We start from the raw sequence: 16,909 nt of genomic DNA, 5'->3' as shown, positions 1-16,909 counted from the left end.
GATAAAGGGTGTTAATATGAACCTAACACTTCATTCACATCTTTTGTTGGTCCCAGTCAATATTCGCAAGGATAAAAAACATTATATCGTTGAAGATATTGCATTAGGCGAGTTTTATGAGATGCCGAGGGTTTGTATTGATGCAATCCATTTAATTAACAATGGTGGGTCGATAGAGGAAATTGAACGGGTGCTTAAAGATAAATATCCTATTGATGAAGTAGATATGCTCGATTTTGCCGAACAATTACTAATTATGGGCTTGATAGGTGAAGTTGATGGTGTAAAAGTTGAATTGAAGGAAAAGAAAAAGAAAGACTTAGGCCTTTTATGGATTTCACCAAAGATCGGGGAGTTTTTCTTTAATAAGGATGCATACCTTGTTTATTTCACTTTATTGCTAGTTAATGTGTTTATCCTTCTATCCCATCCAAGCTTATTTCCGCACTATAAGGATTTGTTTGTTTTTGATTTAATGATTTTGAATATCCCGACTTGGTTGGGAATAACGATTATCCTTGTCTTTATTCATGAGTTTGGCCACATTTTAGCGATGAGGGCTCAAAATCTTCCGACTAAGCTGGAGGTCGGGCATCGATTAATACTTGTTGTCCTTGAGACTGATATGTCATCGGTTTGGAAACTTCCTTCTAATAAGCGGAATGTTTTATTTCTGGCGGGCCTTTGCTTTGATACACTTATTCTTTCATGCTCATTAATTAGCCATCTAATTTTTGCAAATGGGTCAGAGATTTTCCTGGGTGTTATGAATGTAGTGGTCTTGGATACATTTATTCGAATGGTTTACCAAGGCTTCATTTATATGAAAACCGATTTATATTACGTGATTGAAAATGTATCGGGCTGCTATAACTTAATGGAAAATGCCCAGCAAGCGATAAGGAAGAAGCTTTCATTTCTCAACTCACCATCAATACAAGAGGTTGTTTTTGAGGGAGAAAAAAAGATAGTTTTTTTATATTCAACCTTTTATTTTGTCGGAGTCATCCTGACAGTTAGCATATATACATTTTTTTATGTCCCCCAATTATTATTTGCATGGAAAAGAATTCTTCCTGGTTTTTCTCAAGGACCGTCCTCGCTTCCATTCTGGGATGCAATACTTTTTACCTTGCAAATACTAATTGGTTTATTGCTTCTCCTATATTCCTGGCGAAAAAAGTACACTCAAAGATAGATCTTAATACTAGATGTGACAAACATTTGTCTAAAATAATATTTCTAAGGGTTTTTTCCTTCCATGATAGGGGAACTCCCTGATATTTATAACACCACCGTTTTTCTTNNAAGAAAAACGGTGGTGTTATTTTTTTTAGGAGGGACTAGAGGATGCAATCAAATATTGCTACAAATAAAAAAACAGGAAGCTCGGTCAATGATGCCTTTGCTTCACATTTTGCTAAATCAATGTTTTTAACTATTGCCGGACTCGCTATTTTAACTTTTATTGGCACAAGAATGTTTACGCACGTTGACTTGAATCTTTATGGGTATATGGTCGGAACCATCGTCTTTATCGGCGGATTTTTCTACCGCTTTATTGCTTGGGGCGAGAGACCACCGACCAAGATTTTTATTAAAAAAGGCTTAAAGCTTTTATTTCGAAAAAGTACTCCGAAAACGGCTGTTAATCATTTAGCCATTTACGATTTTATCCGAAATCGCGGGATTTACCGATGGGTACAGCATATTTTAATCGGTTGGGGCTGTGTCCTTGCGTGCTTGGTGACCTTTCCGCTCGTATTCAGCTGGATGTATTTTACGATGGAAGACAATGGGTACTATACGATCGTGTTATTTGGAATGAACGTCATGCAGGTTAAAGCCGAAGGAATTATTGCATGGCTCTCCTATAATGCACTGAATATCGCAGCTATTATGGTGACTGCGGGTGTGTGCATGGCGCTCTACCGTCGCTTAGGTAACATGCAGGCGAGAGCAGAACAAAAATTCATGTATGATTTTTTACCACTTTATTTATTGTTATTTATATCTGTAACCGGGCTTTTACTAACCTTTCAAAACATTGTCATGCATGGCTGGATGCAGCCGCAAATGTCACTGATTCACCAATTTTCCGTAATCGTCACGTTAATTTATCTACCGTTTGGAAAGCTAGCGCATATTCCATTCCGTCCAATGAGTGTATTCGCAAGAAATTACCGTGAACATTATGCTGAGAAGCAAATGAAGAAATGTAAGGTGTGCGGCGATCATTTTGTATCAGTGGAACAATCTAGTGATGTTATTCAAGTATTAGGCGCTAACGAGATCGACTTCAATATGCAAGATGGCTTTAATCTAGCTGAACTATGCCTGCCATGTCGCAGAAAATATAGAATTTCAAGATTCTCAGGCTTCGCAACTCATCAAGTAAAGGTCAAGGAGGCAAACCAGAATGCAAAAGGATAATTTTCGGAACCCAAGAGATAAATTTTTCAAAGAAGTCGAAAATGTTCGTCATCCGAATGAAACGCTTGTAAAAACTCATTGCAGTTATTGCGGGATGCAATGCGGGATGAATTTACGGGTAAATACAAAAACAAATAAAATAATTGGGGTGGAGCCTCGATATGACTGGCCGGTAACGGTCGGCAAAATGTGTCCCAAAGGGGTTACTGCTTACCAGCAAACCAACCATGATGATCGTATTTTAAAACCACTAATTCGTGATGATGCATCACTAAAGGGAACAAAAGATGGCTTTCGTGAGGCAACCTGGGATGAAGCTTATGATTTAATCGTGAAAAAATTTCAAGAGCTTCAAAAAAATTATGGTAAGGATTCACTTAGTGTCTATAGTGGTGTATCGATGACAAACGAAAAATGTTATTTATCAGGAAAGTTTGCCCGTGTCGGCTTACAGACTCGTTACATTGATTACAACGGCCGATTCTGTATGGCAAGTGCCGCAGGTGGCTTTCTGAGATCCCTTGGAGTCGACCGAGGATCAACCCTGCCTTGGACAGATCTTCATGAAACGGATTGCTTGTTTATTGCAGGAAGCAATACAGCAGAATGTCACCCAACTTCGATGTTCCGAGTGTGGGCAGTCCAGGAAAGAGGAGGCTACTTAATTGTAGCAGACCCGCGTGAAACACCAATTGCCAGGAGAGCAGATGTTCACTTAGATTTAAGACCAGGAACAGACTTAGCCCTTGCCAATGGAATTCTAAACTTACTTATTCAAAATGGCTATGCGGATGAAGAATTCGTAAATAACCATACAAATGGCTTTGAAGAAACAAAAGAATTGGTAAAAGAATTTACACCTGAATATACGAGTGAGCTTACTGGGGTTGTACCAGAAAAAATCATACGTGCAGCAGAAATCTACGGTAAAGCACCAAATGCCATTGTCATGTTTGCCCGAGGAATTGAGCAACAGCATAAAGGTGTTGATAACGTATCAGCATACACAAACATGGCCTTAGTCACAGGGAAAATTGGCCGCCCGAAAGCAGGAGTTGCTACATTTACTGGTCAAGGGAACGGTCAAGGCGGCCGGGAGCACGGTCAAAAAGCAGATGCCCTTCCTGGTTATCGTAAAATCACAAATCCAGAGCACGTGAAGGCAGTTGCCAAAGTGTGGGGAATTGAACCCGAAGAAATGCCAAAAGAGGGTGTATCTGCATACGAAATGTTCGAATTAATGGAGCAAAAAACAATTAGAGGTTTGTACCTGCTTTGCTCCAATCCAGCCGTATCGGCTCCAAATCTAAATTATGTACGTGAACAAATGAAAAATCTAGACTTTATGGTGTGTGCAGACTTTTACTTATCGGAATCAGCTGAGTTTGCGGATGTCATTCTTCCAACCACAACTTGGTCTGAAGACGAAGGAACAGTAACCAACCTTGAAGGACGTTGTATTAAAATTAACAAGGCACAAGAACCGCTGGGAGAATCGAAACCAGATTGGCAAATCCAAGTGGAATTATGTGAGCGTCTAGGCAGAGGAAAATACTTCTCACATTTAAAAACAGCAAGCGATGTTGGGGATGAATTCCGTTTAGCTTCTAAAGGCGGCTATGCCGACTACTATGGTATCACATGGGATAAAATCGAAAAGCAAGATGGTGTTTTTTGGCCATGTAAAGACGAAAATGATCCAGGAACACCCCACATGTTCTTAGATAAAAAGTTCTATCATCCAGATGGAAAGGCAAAAATCTGTGCCCTGCCCTATCGTCCACCGGCTGAAGAGCCTGATGAAGTATATCCATTACGCTTAACCACAGGACGTGTCGTCTACCATTATCTATCTGGAAACCAAACCCGCCGGATCCAATTCTTGCGCGATATGTGCCCAGAACCGTATGTAGAAGTACATCCAGAAACTGCTGCTAAATATAACATTGAACACGAAGAATTTGTTCGCCTCTTTACTCGTAGAGGTGAAGCGAAATATAAAGTGAAAATCACTGAAGCCATTCGAAAAGATACCGTATTTGTTCCCTACCATTTTGGTTACGATAAATCTATTAATCTATTAACGATTGCAGCGCTTGACCCTATGTCACGGATGCCGGAATTCAAAGCGTGTGCCGCTCAGATTGAAAAACTAGAAATGAAGAAGGTGCAGTAAATGAAAAAGAGGCTATATCTCGAACTTGAAAACTGTATAGGGTGCCGCTCGTGTTTGGCGGCTTGTACGCAGTGCGGAGGGCATGAGGAACGTAACCGTAACTATGTTTACGATGTGAATCCGCTTGTTAACCGTCAAACGATGCCTCTGATGTGCCTTCACTGTGTGAATCCAGCTTGTGCAAGAAGCTGTCCAGCCCAGGCGATCCAAATCCATGAAACAGGAGCCGTTCTTTCGGCTCTAGTGGAAAAGTGCATTGGTTGCCAAAACTGTACAATTGCTTGCCCGTATGGAATACCAAAGTTTGATACAGAGCAAAATTTAATGTACAAGTGCGATCTTTGTATCGACCGTACAAAGGATGGCATCCCGCCAATGTGTGCAAGTGTTTGCCCGTCAAATACATTACAATGGCTGACAGATGAAGAAATTGAAGCGAAACAAAAGAAATTTAACTTAGATAATGGTAAATGGGTAACAAGTATGCCTTATTTAGAAGGCGAAACAAATGTAAAAGTGAATCTTCCTGGTATTCTGCAGGGCGTCACTAAATTGTTTTAGGAGGGATTCGCATGACAGATAAAAATAATAAAATCCCGTTCAAAGAAGATAATTACACACATAATATAAACCGCAATAATGAAAGAAAGCTCGACCGACGTGGATTTATGAAAACGCTAGTTGGTGCGGCAGGTGTTTTCGCTGTTTCTTCACTTCCTTGGGGAGCCTTGGCTGCAAAAGAATTAACAGGATTGGGCGATAAAAAATATCCAAAGCAAAAAATTACCGATGTTAAATCTCTGCCTATCGGAGATGCAGTCGACTTTGCTTTTCCTGGTGAACATGATAGTGCTATTTTAATTAGACTCTCCGAAAATAAATATGTAGCCTACCAAAATGCGTGCACCCACTTAAGATGCCCTGTGTTTTGGAAAAAGGATGAAAGAGAAATGCTTTGCCCTTGCCATCACGGGAAATTCGATGTAGAAACAGGTGCGCCGATTGCTGGTCCACCGAGACGTCCACTTCCTGAAATATATGTAAAAGTAGAAAACGGAGTGGTTTATGCCGTGGGGGTGAAGCGTTATGAAGCGTAGTTATTTGCCAGTTGCCCTACTACTTGTGGTGTTGATGTTAAACATTATCTTTACACAATATATGGTTCATCAATACTTCTATGAAAACTATACTAATACAATAATTGCTGCAGTCATTAACGTTATTTTATTTCCAGTCGCATTCCTTATTTATAAAAAAGGTGTGAATATCAATGACTAGTGAAACCTATATTGATTTTTGTTTTGTCCGGCCAGAAGCAGGCAGCTTTAGCCATGAAATTGATGAGTTATTGAAGACCACTTTTTCGAAAAAACGCCTAAATTGGTTTCTTGAAGAAAAAACACTCGATGGGGCAGAGGTGGTTATTGCTGAAATAAAAGGAATGAGTGACTGGGGTTCTGAAGAAGAAACGATTCAATTCATCGAGGAAAATGCCGATGAGAAGTTTTGGGAGTATTTGCAGGGCTTTAAGATGTTCATCTATCCTGCGAAGAGAGGATGTAACAGCTGTGGAACTCATTAAATTAGATGATTTGAACATATTTGTGGGTGTGCCGGTAACAATTGCGATTCAAGATGCGGATGGTGGAGATCAGGCACCAGCTGTGAAGAAAACCATAAAAAAGGTGCAGTTCTGTCCTGATAGAACCCATATCCGCTTTTATTTTGATGATTTTTATTTTCTTGCGGTACCGATTTCTTGTCGAGTAAGTCAGATGGATGGACAATGGTCGGCTTTTGATTCGGAGAGCGGCTTAACGTTTACTGTAAAAAAGGTACAGGTCTTTTAAAAAAGAACCTGCCTTTTTTTTATAACCGGAGGTGCGGGATGGATGTATTAAATTCAAAACAGGAGATAAGCTCTTATATTATTCATTCCCAAGAGGAAGAAATAAAACGGATTGCCTTAGAGCTGCACGAAGGTGTTGGACAAAATCTATATAGTATTTTAACAGGCTTGCAGTTTATTGAATCTGGTGAAAAAGAGCCGCATATGAAAAGTTATGTCCGCGAAATGTCGCAGTTGATTGAAAAGACCATTCAAGAAATTAGGCTTCTTTCGGTTGAATTGCATCCGCCTACCCTAACTACTCTTGGTTTACTACCAGCCATGAAAAGCTATATTAAGTTATATACATCCACGTTTGGGATCCTAGTGGATTTAGATTCAACGGGTGAAGAAAAGTGGATATCTGAAAAAAATAGGATCACGGTATTTCGTGTATGCCAGGAGGCACTTGCCAATATTGCCAAGTATGCAGATACATCCAATGTAAAAATGAATTTTATTTGGTCAGAGCAAGAGCTGAAAATTTCCATTTATGATTTCGGCAGAGGGTTTCAACAGGACGAAAACAATTTCATTAATCCTTCATCAGGTATTGCGGCCATGAAAGAACGAATGCTTCTGACTGGCGGACAGTGTACCATTTCTTCTAAAATAGGAGAAGGAACATCCATAGTGCTAGCCCTTCCGTTAGTAAATAGGGATTAAAGGGGAGTTAAGAGTGATAAAGATTCTGCTGGTTGATGATCATGCCGTAGTTAGAATGGGTTTAAAAATGCTTTTGAACACAAATCCTGAAATGGAAGTAATTGGTGAAGCATCAGAAGGCAATGAAGGAATCAAAAAAGCCTTGAAGTTAAAACCGGATGTCGTAGTCATGGATTTAAGTATGCCACATGGAAAAGACGGCTTGTCGGCAACGACCGAATTAAAAAAGCTAAAGCCGGAAATAAATATTTTGATTCTCACGATGCATGATGATGAAGAATACCTTTTTCGAGCAATTCAAGGGGGAGCTTCAGGCTGTATTTTAAAAAGCGCCCCACATGATGAACTAATGTCAGCAATCGAATCAGTTGCAGTCGGGGATGCCTATTTACATCCATCTGCACAGAAGCGATTGATGGAAGAATATTTGAGCAGCGTAAAACAAGATGGGAATGATACGTATAATCTTTTATCCGAGCGGGAGAAAGAAGTTCTAACACTTATTGCTAAAGGGTATTCCAATAAGGAAATTGCTGAACAGCTGGTAATCAGTGTAAAAACGGTCGAAACCCATAAAGGTAACTTGATGGAGAAACTTCAGATGAAAACCAGACCTGAGTTAGTGGAATACGCAGTTAGGAAAGGTTTATTAGGTTATGGTATTTAAGGAGAGTTACTTGGGATGAAAGAGATTATGGAACTGCAAGAGGTTATCAAGGTTTGCGACAGTCTTATGGCTGTGGTAGGCTGCGAATTTGTAGCCTTGGCGTTGCAAAATGAAGTGGGCCCGGATGTTAGGTGGCATTATGCATCCGCCAATATAAATGATAAATACAAAAGAATAACCGTCCGTTTCGGTAAAGGGATCGCGGGAAAAATAATCTCAAGCGGCAGTCCGATGATGATAACAGATTTTCCGAATGGAGTTATCGGAAAAGTAACAGATTATCCAATTATTCTTGCTGAAAAACTTGTTTCCTCCTATGCCGTCCCTTTATTTTTTAATGCTGTACCAAAAGGGGTTTTGCTCATTGGTAATAGAAGAACCACAACGTTTACTGAAGAAGATCAGCAGTATGTAAGAGAATCCGCTCAAGCCTTGGAACAGATATTAAAGGAGCAGATACTATGAAAGATGCAGGGGGATGCTAATGGACAAGAAAATGGACCAGCCTGCAAATAATTTCGCAGACCTTGAGATAGAATTAAAAAAATCGATGCAAGAATTGGTAGATATAAAGTTTGCGCTCGATGAATCTTCTATTGTTGCCATCACAGATTCTCGGGGGATAATTACATATGTAAATGATCAATTTTGTCATATCTCGAAATATTCCAGAGAAGAACTCCTGGGTCAAGATCATCGAATTGTGAATTCCAGGTACCATTCAAAAGAATTTTTTAAAAAAATGTGGAGAACAATTGGTTCCGGCGAAGTCTGGAAAGGTGAAATTTGTAACAGAGCAAAAGATGGTACATATTATTGGATGGATACCACGATTGTCCCTTTTTTAAATGAAAAAGGAAAGCCTTATCAATACTTAGCGATTCGTTATGAGATCACCGAGCGAAAGCGAGTCGAACGAGAACTCCAAAACATGATGACAACCATCATCAATGTTCAAGAAGAAGAACGTAAGCGCTTGTCGCGTAATTTACACGATGGTATCGGTCAAAACCTTTATAGTCATTTAATAACGATCAATCGACTTCTTGCCGAAATGGATCATCCGCTTCTTTTGCAGATGCAAAAAGAAGCAACCCAGTTAATCGAAGAAATCCGCGAAATTTCATGGGAGCTGCGACCGTCGGTCTTAGATGACCTAGGCTTAGTACCAGCCATTCGCTCATTTCTATCACGTTACTCTGATCACTATAATATTGATGTTTATTTTGAATGCGTGTTAAATCGCCGCCTGAACATCAGCATTGAACTTACGATTTACCGTATTATTCAGGAGGCGCTAACAAATATCCGAAAATATGCAGAAGTTATCGAAGCAACAGTGACTGTTAGAGAGCTGGATGATATCGTCCGGGTGATGGTTGAGGACAAAGGAAAGGGTTTTGAGATTAAAAATCAATCCGTGGGTGTAGGTTTGTTTAGTATGGATGAGCGTGCTCGCTCTGTCGGAGGGGAACTATTTATTAGTTCTTCCCCTGGGATGGGAACCAAACTTATCTTAGAAGTACCCATCTCTATTATAGAATAGAAAAAGAACCAGGCAATGTTTTGCGCCTGGTTCTTTGCTGTTATATTTTAAAAGAACTTTTTAAGGAAACAATCCTGTTAAATACTAACTTATCGACTGTCGTTTCTTTGGGATCGACGTTGAAGTAGCCGTGTCTAAAGAATTGGAATTTTTCCTGCGGTCTGCTTTCCTTCATGTTTGGTTCTACAAAACCTTGTAACACCTCAAGTGAATGTGGATTAACGTTATCAAGAAAGGATTTTTCAGCCCCATCAGCTTCATCGGCTGTATCCAAAATAAGCGGCTCATAAAGTCGGAATTCAGCTGGAACTGCATGAGCTGCTTCCACCCAATGAATGGTTCCTTTTACTTTTCTGCCTGTAAAACCTGTACCACTTTTTGTTTCAGGGTCATAGGTACAGCGCAGTTCGACGACCTTACCATTTGGATCTTTGACAACTTCTTCACATTTAATGAAATAAGCGTTTTTAAGGCGGACCTCATTGCCTGGGAATAGACGGAAATACTTCTTAGGTGGTTCCTCCATGAAGTCGTCTTGTTCAATATAGATCTCACGAGAGAATGGAATTTTCCTTGATCCCATCTCAGGATTTTCTGAATTGACTTCGGCATCAAGCAATTCAATTTGTCCTTCTGGATAATTCGTGATGACTACCTTTAATGGGTTGATTACGCCCATGGTACGAGGTGCTTTTAATTTCAAATCTTCACGGACAAAATGTTCAAGCATTTGTGAATCAACTGCACCTGAACCCTTATGAACGCCAGTTTCACTGACAAAAGCACGAATCGATTCTGGGGTAAATCCTTTTCTTCTCATCCCGGAAATCGTCGGCATACGCGGATCATCCCAGCCATCAACAAATCCCTCGTCAACCAATTGCTTCAGCTTGCGTTTACTCATCACAGTATTGGTTACATTTAAGCGGCCAAATTCAATTTGTTGTGGGATGCTTTCCATTTCACAGTTTTCAACAATCCAATTATAAAGGGGGCGTTGATCCTCAAACTCAATCGTACAGATCGAATGCGTTACCCCTTCAATCGCATCTTCGAGTGGATGAGCAAATGCGTACATCGGATAAATGCACCATTTATCGCCCGTGTTATGATGTGTCGCATGAGCAATACGGTAAATAACAGGATCACGTAAATTAATATTTGCTGATGACATATCAATCTTTGCCCGCAGGACCTTTTGACCGTTGTCGTACATACCATTTCGCATATTTTCAAATAATTCAAGGTTTTCTTCTATGGAGCGATCGCGATAGGGGCTATTTTTGCCGGGCGCGGTAAGTGTTCCACGGTATTCACGAATTTCATCCGCTGACAGGTCATCAACATAGGCTAATCCTTTTTTAATTAAAAGAACCGCTCTCCTAAACATTTCTTCAAAATAATTCGATGCAAATAATAAGTTATCCCATTCAAAACCTAACCATTTTACATCTTCTTTGATCGAATTTACATATTCGATATCTTCCTTTAACGGATTCGTATCGTCAAAGCGTAAATTGGTAAGCCCGTTAAATTCATCTGCCAAACCGAAATTGATTACAATCGATTTTGCATGTCCGATATGTAAATAACCGTTTGGCTCTGGCGGGAACCGAGTGACGATTTTGTTGTGCTTTCCGGACTCCAAATCTTTTATCATAATATCTTTAATAAAATTTGATGTATGATTTTCCACCCTTTTCAACCTCTTTCATTCTTAACTACTACTTTATAAATAACATAAATACTGATATTTTTCCATTGTTCCCTACAATTCATGTGAAAAACACACATAAAATGAAATGTTTGCCCATTTTTTTGAAATTCGGAATTGGCAAGTGTGGTTGAAAAAGACTACAATAGTTTCTTGAAGATATATAAAGGAAGGTGAAGTATAATGATTAACTTTGGTACAGTCGGGACAGGGTGGATTACGGAATCCTTTATCCAAGCAGCACAACTTAGCGGTCAATGGCAATTAACTAGTGTCTATTCAAGAACAGAGGATAAAGCGAAACAATTTGCAGATACATATAATGTTCCTAATTTTTATACAGATCTAGAGGAGATGGCGACAAGTTCTGAAATAGAAGCTGTATACATAGCATCGCCAAATTCAGTCCATTTTGACCAGACACTAATGTTTTTGAAAAATAAGAAACACGTGATCTGCGAAAAACCAATATTTTCAAATAGTGCAGAGTTGGCGGAGGCATACCAAACAGCGGCGGAAAATGGGGTTTATTTATTTGAAGCAATCCGAAATGTGCATACCCCTAATTTCAAAATATTAAAGGACAAGCTCCCTATGGTCGGGGAGTTGCGAAGTACCATGTTACCATACATGCAATATTCCTCCCGCTATGATTTATTTTTACAAGGGGAGGAACCAAATATTTTTTCTGCCACCTATTCTGGCGGCGCACTTGTTGATTTAGGTGTTTATCCACTCTATTTAGCCGTCGGGTTGTTTGGTGAGCCCAAGCAGGTAACCTATCACCCGGTCCTCCTCCGCAGCGGTGTGGATGGAAGTGGAACACTTGTGTTAACGTATGACGATTTTGTTTGTACAATCCTTTGTTCGAAAATATCTCATTCAGAATTACCGTGTGAAATACATGGAGAAAAGGGAACCTTTGTCCTCGAGGATGCGGCCCCGATTTCAAAAATAACCTTCGTTGACAACCGTGGAATAGAGAGCGAAATCTTGAGTGTCGAACTAGAAGAACAAAACATGGTTTATGAATGTGAAAATATTGCCAGGATTATTGCAACCGAAAATGATCAAGAATATCAGCAATTAAAAAGTTGGAGCGAAATTGTCCTTCGAATCACAGAAGAGGCAAGGAAACAAAATAATATTTTATTTGCTTCAGAAAAATAGAAACAAAAACAGGCCAGGGGATACATCCTCTGGCCTTTTCTTATGGGGTTTTCTTCAATGGTAATGAACTTAGTTGACATTTTTAATAATGGTTATGTGAACTCTTTATGAATTCAATATTCTCAATGACTTTTATCACATTCCATGAATTGTATGTTCTTTATAGTTGATGTAACAGGATTGGAGGAAAACCTTATGAAATCAAAAGCATGGTATAAGAAACAGTTGAAACGTAAGCCTGTGCAAATGACAAGATATACTGTTCAAGGCTTGTTCCTGCTGTTTTTACTATATGTTGGTCTGCAGTTTTATCAATTTTATCTGCATTTTGAAACCCTCGGAAAAGCTCCTTTCGTTGAACGGCCATCTGCGGTCGAAGGTTTTTTAACAATCAGCGGCTTGGTCGCCTTAAAGGTATGGCTGAAGAGTGGAGAGTTTGATGTGATTCATCCTGCGGGTCTGGTTTTACTAGCATTTTTTGTGGGTGCAGGAATTATATTTCGTAAGTCGTTCTGCAGCTGGATATGTCCTGTTGGAACATTTAGTGAAATGATTGGCTGGTTTGGCAGAAAAATGTTTAAAAGGAATTTTGAAATTCCAAGATGGGTAACTTGGCTTTTAACACCTATTAAATACTTATTGATGCTCTTTTTTGTCCTAATGGTTATTCAAATGCCTACTTTTACGGCTAAAAGGTTTCTCGAGGAGCCGTATAATAAGGTCTCTGATGTGAAAATGCTTCTTTTATTCACAAATCTTGGCGGCTTTGCCTTGAAGTTTATTATTGTGATCTTCATCTTGTCATTATTCTTTAGAAACTTTTGGTGCCGCTTCCTCTGTCCGTATGGTGCATTAATTGGTCTTGGAAGTATCTTTAGGATTACAAAAATTGAGCGGAATGAAGATACTTGTACAAACTGCGAAATGTGTACAAAGGTTTGTCCGCAACGATTAAAGGTACACAAGGTGGAGACTGTAAATTCTTTTAATTGCTCAGCATGTATGTCCTGTGTAGAGGCATGCCCCGTAAAAGACACACTCAACATGACGGTTGCGCGTAAAAAGGTGAATAAATGGTTTGTACCAGTTACCTTCTTCGTGCTGTTTTTCGTTATTATTACTTTTGCAAAAATAACAGGTCACTGGGATTCAATCATCTCCTATGAAGAATGGAAACAACTAATCCCAGAGGCCAAAAACATAAAATAATTAGCGGTGTTTTCCCGTATAAGTGTTAAACACATAGCCCACATTTCATCATATAAATATAGAAAACTAAAATGGGTGAGTTATGATGTTTGGATCTACCAGAGAATTAATTACTTGGATAGTGCCATACCTCCCAGCTGGAGCAGAATTAGAATATCGAGATTCACAAGCGATGCTCCAATATATGGATATAGATGGGGATGGCCTATATGAAATATTTGGGGTGTATCGTCTTAACAGAAAGCCTTATTTATTTGTTCTGAAAAATTACTTTGGTCATTTAATATATTATTATCCCATGCCTCCTGAGGTGGAGAAAAAGGCAGTCCGAGCGCTTTCAATTTTTCGAGATACAAGAGCCGTCTACCTTTTCCCAGTGGTGAAGAAAGAAATTGGCGGAAAGAAGTGGGGCTATATCGATGCGAAAGGGAAACAGATTCTTCCTAACAGCTATGAACATGCCGAGGATTTTCAGGAGAATGGTTTAGCTATTGTTGGTTTAATGGACAAATCAGGAATTATTAATGCCCAAGGGTATTTTATTGTGCAGCCCAAATACGATACAATTAATCCTTTTTCAGAAGGCCGGGCCGTTGTCAATGACCCTCAAGGATTCAAGGTGATTGATGAAAGTGGCAAAGAAATCACGGATCGGGCTTATTCGATTATTGTCGGAGAGTATAAAGAGGGACGCGTACGTGCTGTAGAAAAAGATGAGCATGGGCAGTATTTATACGGTTATTTGAATAAACGAGGGAAAGTGGTTATTCCGATAACCTTTGAAGCCGCTAGTGATTTTCATCAGGGGAAAGCAATTGTAAAAACAAAAGATGGCAGTTTTCAATTAATCGACCTTACCGGAAAGATATTACAATCGTACCCTTATGCTTATGTCAGTAATTATGGCCAAGGTTTGCTTGCATTTAAGGAAAACAACGATGGGAAGATTGGATATATCGATGAAAAGGGAAAAATCGTCATAGAGCCTAAATTTTCATCTGCAGAGTCATTTATAGTCGGACGTGCCATTGTTAGTTTGTCAGATAATAATAGGGAACAGTATGGCGTTATTGATCAAACTGGCCATTATGTGATTAAGCCAAACTATAACCAAATCTTATATCTAGATGAGGGACGCTTTGCCATCGGGAAAGAGATGGATCCGAACCTACCCTGTATGAGGTCTATTTACGCCTTAGTAGATTCGGGTGGTCATATCCTTACAGGATTTATCTTTAATGGAATCACGAAATTTCAGGACGGCCATGCATCTGTCTCCGATGCTCAGCATACTTACTTTATTGACAAACTTGGAAAGAGAATCGAACAGCTGCCAATGGTCAGGGGCAGCGGCTCGCTTAGTTTTGAGAAAACGTTAATCAAAGGTGATGTTGACGAGCGCCTGCACTATTTTAATCGAAATGGTGAGTTACTCTGGAAGCAAACCACGATTGTCCCGCTAAATAATAACTATTCAGTTGTCGAGCATAAATATAAGCCGAATAAGGATTATTTAGTCTATTTCCCGCAGATTGAAGGTATGAAAATTCATCAGGAAAAAGTAAATCATGCATTAAAGGAGCTGGCGGGGGTAAAACCCATGCCGGCACACACACAGTTGGAATCGAATTATACGGGGGATTTTGAGGTAACCCTTTACGAGAAAAATTTACTGGTCATTAAGATAACAGGGTACGACTACCCGTTTTGTGCCGCTCACGGAATGCCAGTGGAAAAATATGCTCATATTAACCTTAAAACAGGCTCGATCTATCAATTAAAAGACCTCTTTAAGTCTGGCAGCCCGTATGTGAAAGTTATCAGTGATTTGATTGGTGATCAAATAAAAAATAAAGAAGAATATTCATCTTACTTATTTCCTGATGAGTACCATGGAATCCAAGCTGATCAGTCATTTTTTATTAGTGAGGCGGGCTTGAATATCTACTTTAATCCATATGAAATCGCCGCTTTTGCAGCTGGTTTTCCTACCTTTACCATCCCTTTTGAGGACCTAAAGAATATCATTAATGTTAACAGCGAATTTTGGAAATCGTTTAATTAACAAAGGCAGGAATCAAACCTGTCTTTTTTTCATGGATTCTATTGAAAAAGAATGAAATAATGGTGATGCAGTCAAGAATAGTGTCTAGGGGAGTGGATTGGAATGAAGATTTTTGATGTTTCTAGAAAGCTAATAAACGGGATGCCAGTCTGGCCAGGTGACACCACCTTTAAATACGAGGTCTCATGGCCAATGGAGGAAAGCGGCTCTGTTAATGTTGGCAGACTCGAATTAAGTACCCACACGGGAACACATGTGGATGCTCCGTTTCATTTTGATAACGCAGGAAAAAAAATCATTGAGTTGGACCTTAATCTATACATTGGTCCAGTGAAGGTTATTGATATGATTGGAAAGGAAAGCATTGGTGCAGCTGATTTAAGAGAGATTGATCTTGATGGGTGCAAACGGGTGTTGTTCAGAACCCTTGCGTGGGAAAATCCCAATCAATTTCCTGAAAAAATCCCACATATTGAGCCAAACTTAGCTCCTTTCTTAGGAAGGAAAGGGATTCAGCTTATCGGCTTGGATATTCCATCTGTTGATCCAATCGACAGTAAAGAGCTGCCTGCCCATCATAGCTTAAATGGACATGGCATTCACATCCTAGAGTCACTAATGCTCGATGAAATTGAGCCAGGAGATTACGAACTCATTGCCCTGCCGCTCCCATTAGTCGAAGGAGACGGGAGTCCAGTTCGAGCAGTCCTGCGTCAGAAATGAAATGGTGTCAGGCACCATTTTGGATTAAAAAAGAAGCGTGAATCTCAACTGGATTCACGCTTTTTCTGTTAAAAGCCACAATCAGATTTGTTTGGTTTAAGAAATAACACATCAATCTATAAGGAAAAAACCTCCAGAGTCTCTTAGTTCTACCTATGTTTTCTACGAAATACTAGCCAGTAACTCCCCAGTCCGAAGATAAAAAATAAACCGACCAAAACAGGAATAACATAATTATTAACGGTAGGCTCATCATCCTTCTCTTGTTTAGGAGTCGATGAGGCATGCTCCATTTGTGTCATGGTCTTATTATTTGCTGATACTATTTTATGATTAACAGTGGTTAAGGGGATAACCGGAACTGTTTGGCTTAATACTCGATTAATTTGAGGAGAAGAGACTTCTAATCTAGAATCGGCAAAGACATTCGTTCCCAATAGAAAAAACAACATTGATGTGATAAGAGAAATCTTATTAAACATCATTTTCAACTCCACTATATTGAAAATCTTCTTGTTGTTCATTCTATCACCGATTCTTGAAGGTGATATCAAATTGAAGGCATTGTTCACAAAGCTTTCGAATTTAAAACTCATTAATCTAACCAAATGTCTGCCAAACCATTGGAATACACAGTGTATTGAGCCATATT

Annotated in this window: 18 protein-coding genes; 16 read left to right on the top strand and 2 right to left on the bottom strand. The window is 39.4% G+C overall.

The window, feature by feature from the left end; genetic code table 11:
* Window positions 1–16: 16 nt before the first annotated feature.
* From COE25_RS00685 to COE25_RS00630, 12 genes are all read left to right on the top strand, one after another.
* Entirely contained in the window at window positions 17–1,198 is a 1,182-nt protein-coding gene (locus tag COE25_RS00685; RefSeq protein ID WP_098930102.1) for a hypothetical protein, read from the top strand.
* Between the two features lie 152 nt (window positions 1,199–1,350).
* Window positions 1,351–2,433, top strand: a complete 1,083-nt coding sequence (locus COE25_RS00680) for a hypothetical protein (RefSeq protein WP_098930100.1) — start codon at window positions 1,351–1,353, stop codon at window positions 2,431–2,433.
* Window positions 2,420–4,609: a molybdopterin oxidoreductase family protein gene (locus COE25_RS00675; RefSeq protein WP_098930098.1), complete on the top strand. Its 2,190-nt coding sequence runs from the start codon at window positions 2,420–2,422 to the stop codon at window positions 4,607–4,609. Before COE25_RS00680 ends, COE25_RS00675 begins: the two co-directional genes overlap by 14 nt.
* Window positions 4,610–5,170 carry a 4Fe-4S dicluster domain-containing protein gene (locus COE25_RS00670; protein WP_088085765.1) on the top strand — a complete coding sequence of 187 codons (561 nt, stop codon included), beginning with the start codon at window positions 4,610–4,612 and terminating at the stop codon, window positions 5,168–5,170.
* 11 nt (window positions 5,171–5,181) lie between these two features.
* Window positions 5,182–5,706: a QcrA and Rieske domain-containing protein gene (locus tag COE25_RS00665; protein WP_098930096.1), complete on the top strand. Its 525-nt coding sequence runs from the start codon at window positions 5,182–5,184 to the stop codon at window positions 5,704–5,706.
* Complete coding sequence (locus COE25_RS00660; protein WP_088085767.1) at window positions 5,696–5,887, top strand: hypothetical protein; 192 nt, start codon at window positions 5,696–5,698, stop codon at window positions 5,885–5,887. The genes COE25_RS00665 and COE25_RS00660 overlap by 11 nt, the downstream gene beginning before the upstream one ends.
* Window positions 5,880–6,191 (top strand): hypothetical protein, encoded by a 312-nt coding sequence (locus COE25_RS00655; RefSeq protein WP_098930094.1) that lies wholly within the window; start codon window positions 5,880–5,882, stop codon window positions 6,189–6,191. The genes COE25_RS00660 and COE25_RS00655 overlap by 8 nt, the downstream gene beginning before the upstream one ends.
* Window positions 6,178–6,459: a hypothetical protein gene (locus COE25_RS00650; RefSeq protein WP_088085769.1), complete on the top strand. Its 282-nt coding sequence runs from the start codon at window positions 6,178–6,180 to the stop codon at window positions 6,457–6,459. Before COE25_RS00655 ends, COE25_RS00650 begins: the two co-directional genes overlap by 14 nt.
* Before the next feature lie 38 nt (window positions 6,460–6,497).
* Entirely contained in the window at window positions 6,498–7,163 is a 666-nt protein-coding gene (locus COE25_RS00645) for a sensor histidine kinase (RefSeq protein ID WP_098930092.1), read from the top strand.
* 13 nt (window positions 7,164–7,176) lie between these two features.
* Complete coding sequence (locus COE25_RS00640; protein WP_088085771.1) at window positions 7,177–7,830, top strand: response regulator; 654 nt, start codon at window positions 7,177–7,179, stop codon at window positions 7,828–7,830.
* Between the two features lie 15 nt (window positions 7,831–7,845).
* Entirely contained in the window at window positions 7,846–8,295 is a 450-nt protein-coding gene (locus COE25_RS00635) for a GAF domain-containing protein (protein WP_098930090.1), read from the top strand.
* A 19-nt stretch (window positions 8,296–8,314) separates the two neighbouring features.
* Window positions 8,315–9,376 carry a PAS domain-containing sensor histidine kinase gene (locus tag COE25_RS00630; protein ID WP_257208668.1) on the top strand — a complete coding sequence of 354 codons (1,062 nt, stop codon included), beginning with the start codon at window positions 8,315–8,317 and terminating at the stop codon, window positions 9,374–9,376.
* Window positions 9,377–9,416: 40 nt separating this feature from the next.
* On the opposite strand, the gene COE25_RS00625 is transcribed toward COE25_RS00630, so the two are convergent.
* Complete coding sequence (locus tag COE25_RS00625) at window positions 9,417–11,072, bottom strand: glutamine--tRNA ligase/YqeY domain fusion protein (RefSeq protein ID WP_098930088.1); 1,656 nt, start codon at window positions 11,070–11,072, stop codon at window positions 9,417–9,419.
* Window positions 11,073–11,276: 204 nt separating this feature from the next.
* Here COE25_RS00625 and COE25_RS00620 point away from each other — a divergent pair, with 204 nt between their 5' ends.
* From COE25_RS00620 to kynB, 4 genes are all read left to right on the top strand, one after another.
* Window positions 11,277–12,260, top strand: a complete 984-nt coding sequence (locus tag COE25_RS00620; RefSeq protein WP_098930554.1) for a Gfo/Idh/MocA family protein — start codon at window positions 11,277–11,279, stop codon at window positions 12,258–12,260.
* A gap of 195 nt (window positions 12,261–12,455) precedes the next feature.
* Entirely contained in the window at window positions 12,456–13,469 is a 1,014-nt protein-coding gene (locus tag COE25_RS00615; protein ID WP_098930086.1) for a 4Fe-4S binding protein, read from the top strand.
* An 82-nt stretch (window positions 13,470–13,551) separates the two neighbouring features.
* On the top strand, window positions 13,552–15,534 hold the full coding sequence (locus COE25_RS00610; RefSeq protein WP_257208667.1) for a WG repeat-containing protein: 1,983 nt from the start codon (window positions 13,552–13,554) through the stop codon (window positions 15,532–15,534).
* A gap of 102 nt (window positions 15,535–15,636) precedes the next feature.
* Window positions 15,637–16,257 (top strand): arylformamidase, encoded by a 621-nt coding sequence (kynB, locus tag COE25_RS00605; RefSeq protein WP_098930084.1) that lies wholly within the window; start codon window positions 15,637–15,639, stop codon window positions 16,255–16,257.
* A gap of 149 nt (window positions 16,258–16,406) precedes the next feature.
* Here the strand turns inward: kynB and COE25_RS00600 are convergent, their stop codons facing one another.
* Complete coding sequence (locus tag COE25_RS00600) at window positions 16,407–16,742, bottom strand: hypothetical protein (RefSeq protein WP_142354446.1); 336 nt, start codon at window positions 16,740–16,742, stop codon at window positions 16,407–16,409.
* Window positions 16,743–16,909: the final 167 nt, after the last annotated feature.

It is taken from the genome of Bacillus sp. AFS031507, assembly GCF_002584635.1.
Classification (GTDB): Bacteria; Bacillota; Bacilli; order Bacillales; family Cytobacillaceae; genus Neobacillus.
This window is presented reverse-complemented; position numbering and strand designations above follow the sequence as displayed.

Coding starts and splice junctions, on each gene's coding strand:
- COE25_RS00685 (WP_098930102.1), top strand. CDS start 17: ATGAACCTAACACTTCATTCACATCTTTTGTTGGTCCCAGTCAATATT.
- COE25_RS00680 (WP_098930100.1), top strand. CDS start 1,351: ATGCAATCAAATATTGCTACAAATAAAAAAACAGGAAGCTCGGTCAAT.
- COE25_RS00675 (WP_098930098.1), top strand. CDS start 2,420: ATGCAAAAGGATAATTTTCGGAACCCAAGAGATAAATTTTTCAAAGAA.
- COE25_RS00670 (WP_088085765.1), top strand. CDS start 4,610: ATGAAAAAGAGGCTATATCTCGAACTTGAAAACTGTATAGGGTGCCGC.
- COE25_RS00665 (WP_098930096.1), top strand. CDS start 5,182: ATGACAGATAAAAATAATAAAATCCCGTTCAAAGAAGATAATTACACA.
- COE25_RS00660 (WP_088085767.1), top strand. CDS start 5,696: ATGAAGCGTAGTTATTTGCCAGTTGCCCTACTACTTGTGGTGTTGATG.
- COE25_RS00655 (WP_098930094.1), top strand. CDS start 5,880: ATGACTAGTGAAACCTATATTGATTTTTGTTTTGTCCGGCCAGAAGCA.
- COE25_RS00645 (WP_098930092.1), top strand. CDS start 6,498: ATGGATGTATTAAATTCAAAACAGGAGATAAGCTCTTATATTATTCAT.
- COE25_RS00635 (WP_098930090.1), top strand. CDS start 7,846: ATGAAAGAGATTATGGAACTGCAAGAGGTTATCAAGGTTTGCGACAGT.
- COE25_RS00630 (WP_257208668.1), top strand. CDS start 8,315: ATGGACAAGAAAATGGACCAGCCTGCAAATAATTTCGCAGACCTTGAG.
- COE25_RS00615 (WP_098930086.1), top strand. CDS start 12,456: ATGAAATCAAAAGCATGGTATAAGAAACAGTTGAAACGTAAGCCTGTG.
- COE25_RS00610 (WP_257208667.1), top strand. CDS start 13,552: ATGATGTTTGGATCTACCAGAGAATTAATTACTTGGATAGTGCCATAC.
- kynB (WP_098930084.1), top strand. CDS start 15,637: ATGAAGATTTTTGATGTTTCTAGAAAGCTAATAAACGGGATGCCAGTC.
- COE25_RS00600 (WP_142354446.1), bottom strand. CDS start 16,742: ATGATGTTTAATAAGATTTCTCTTATCACATCAATGTTGTTTTTTCTA.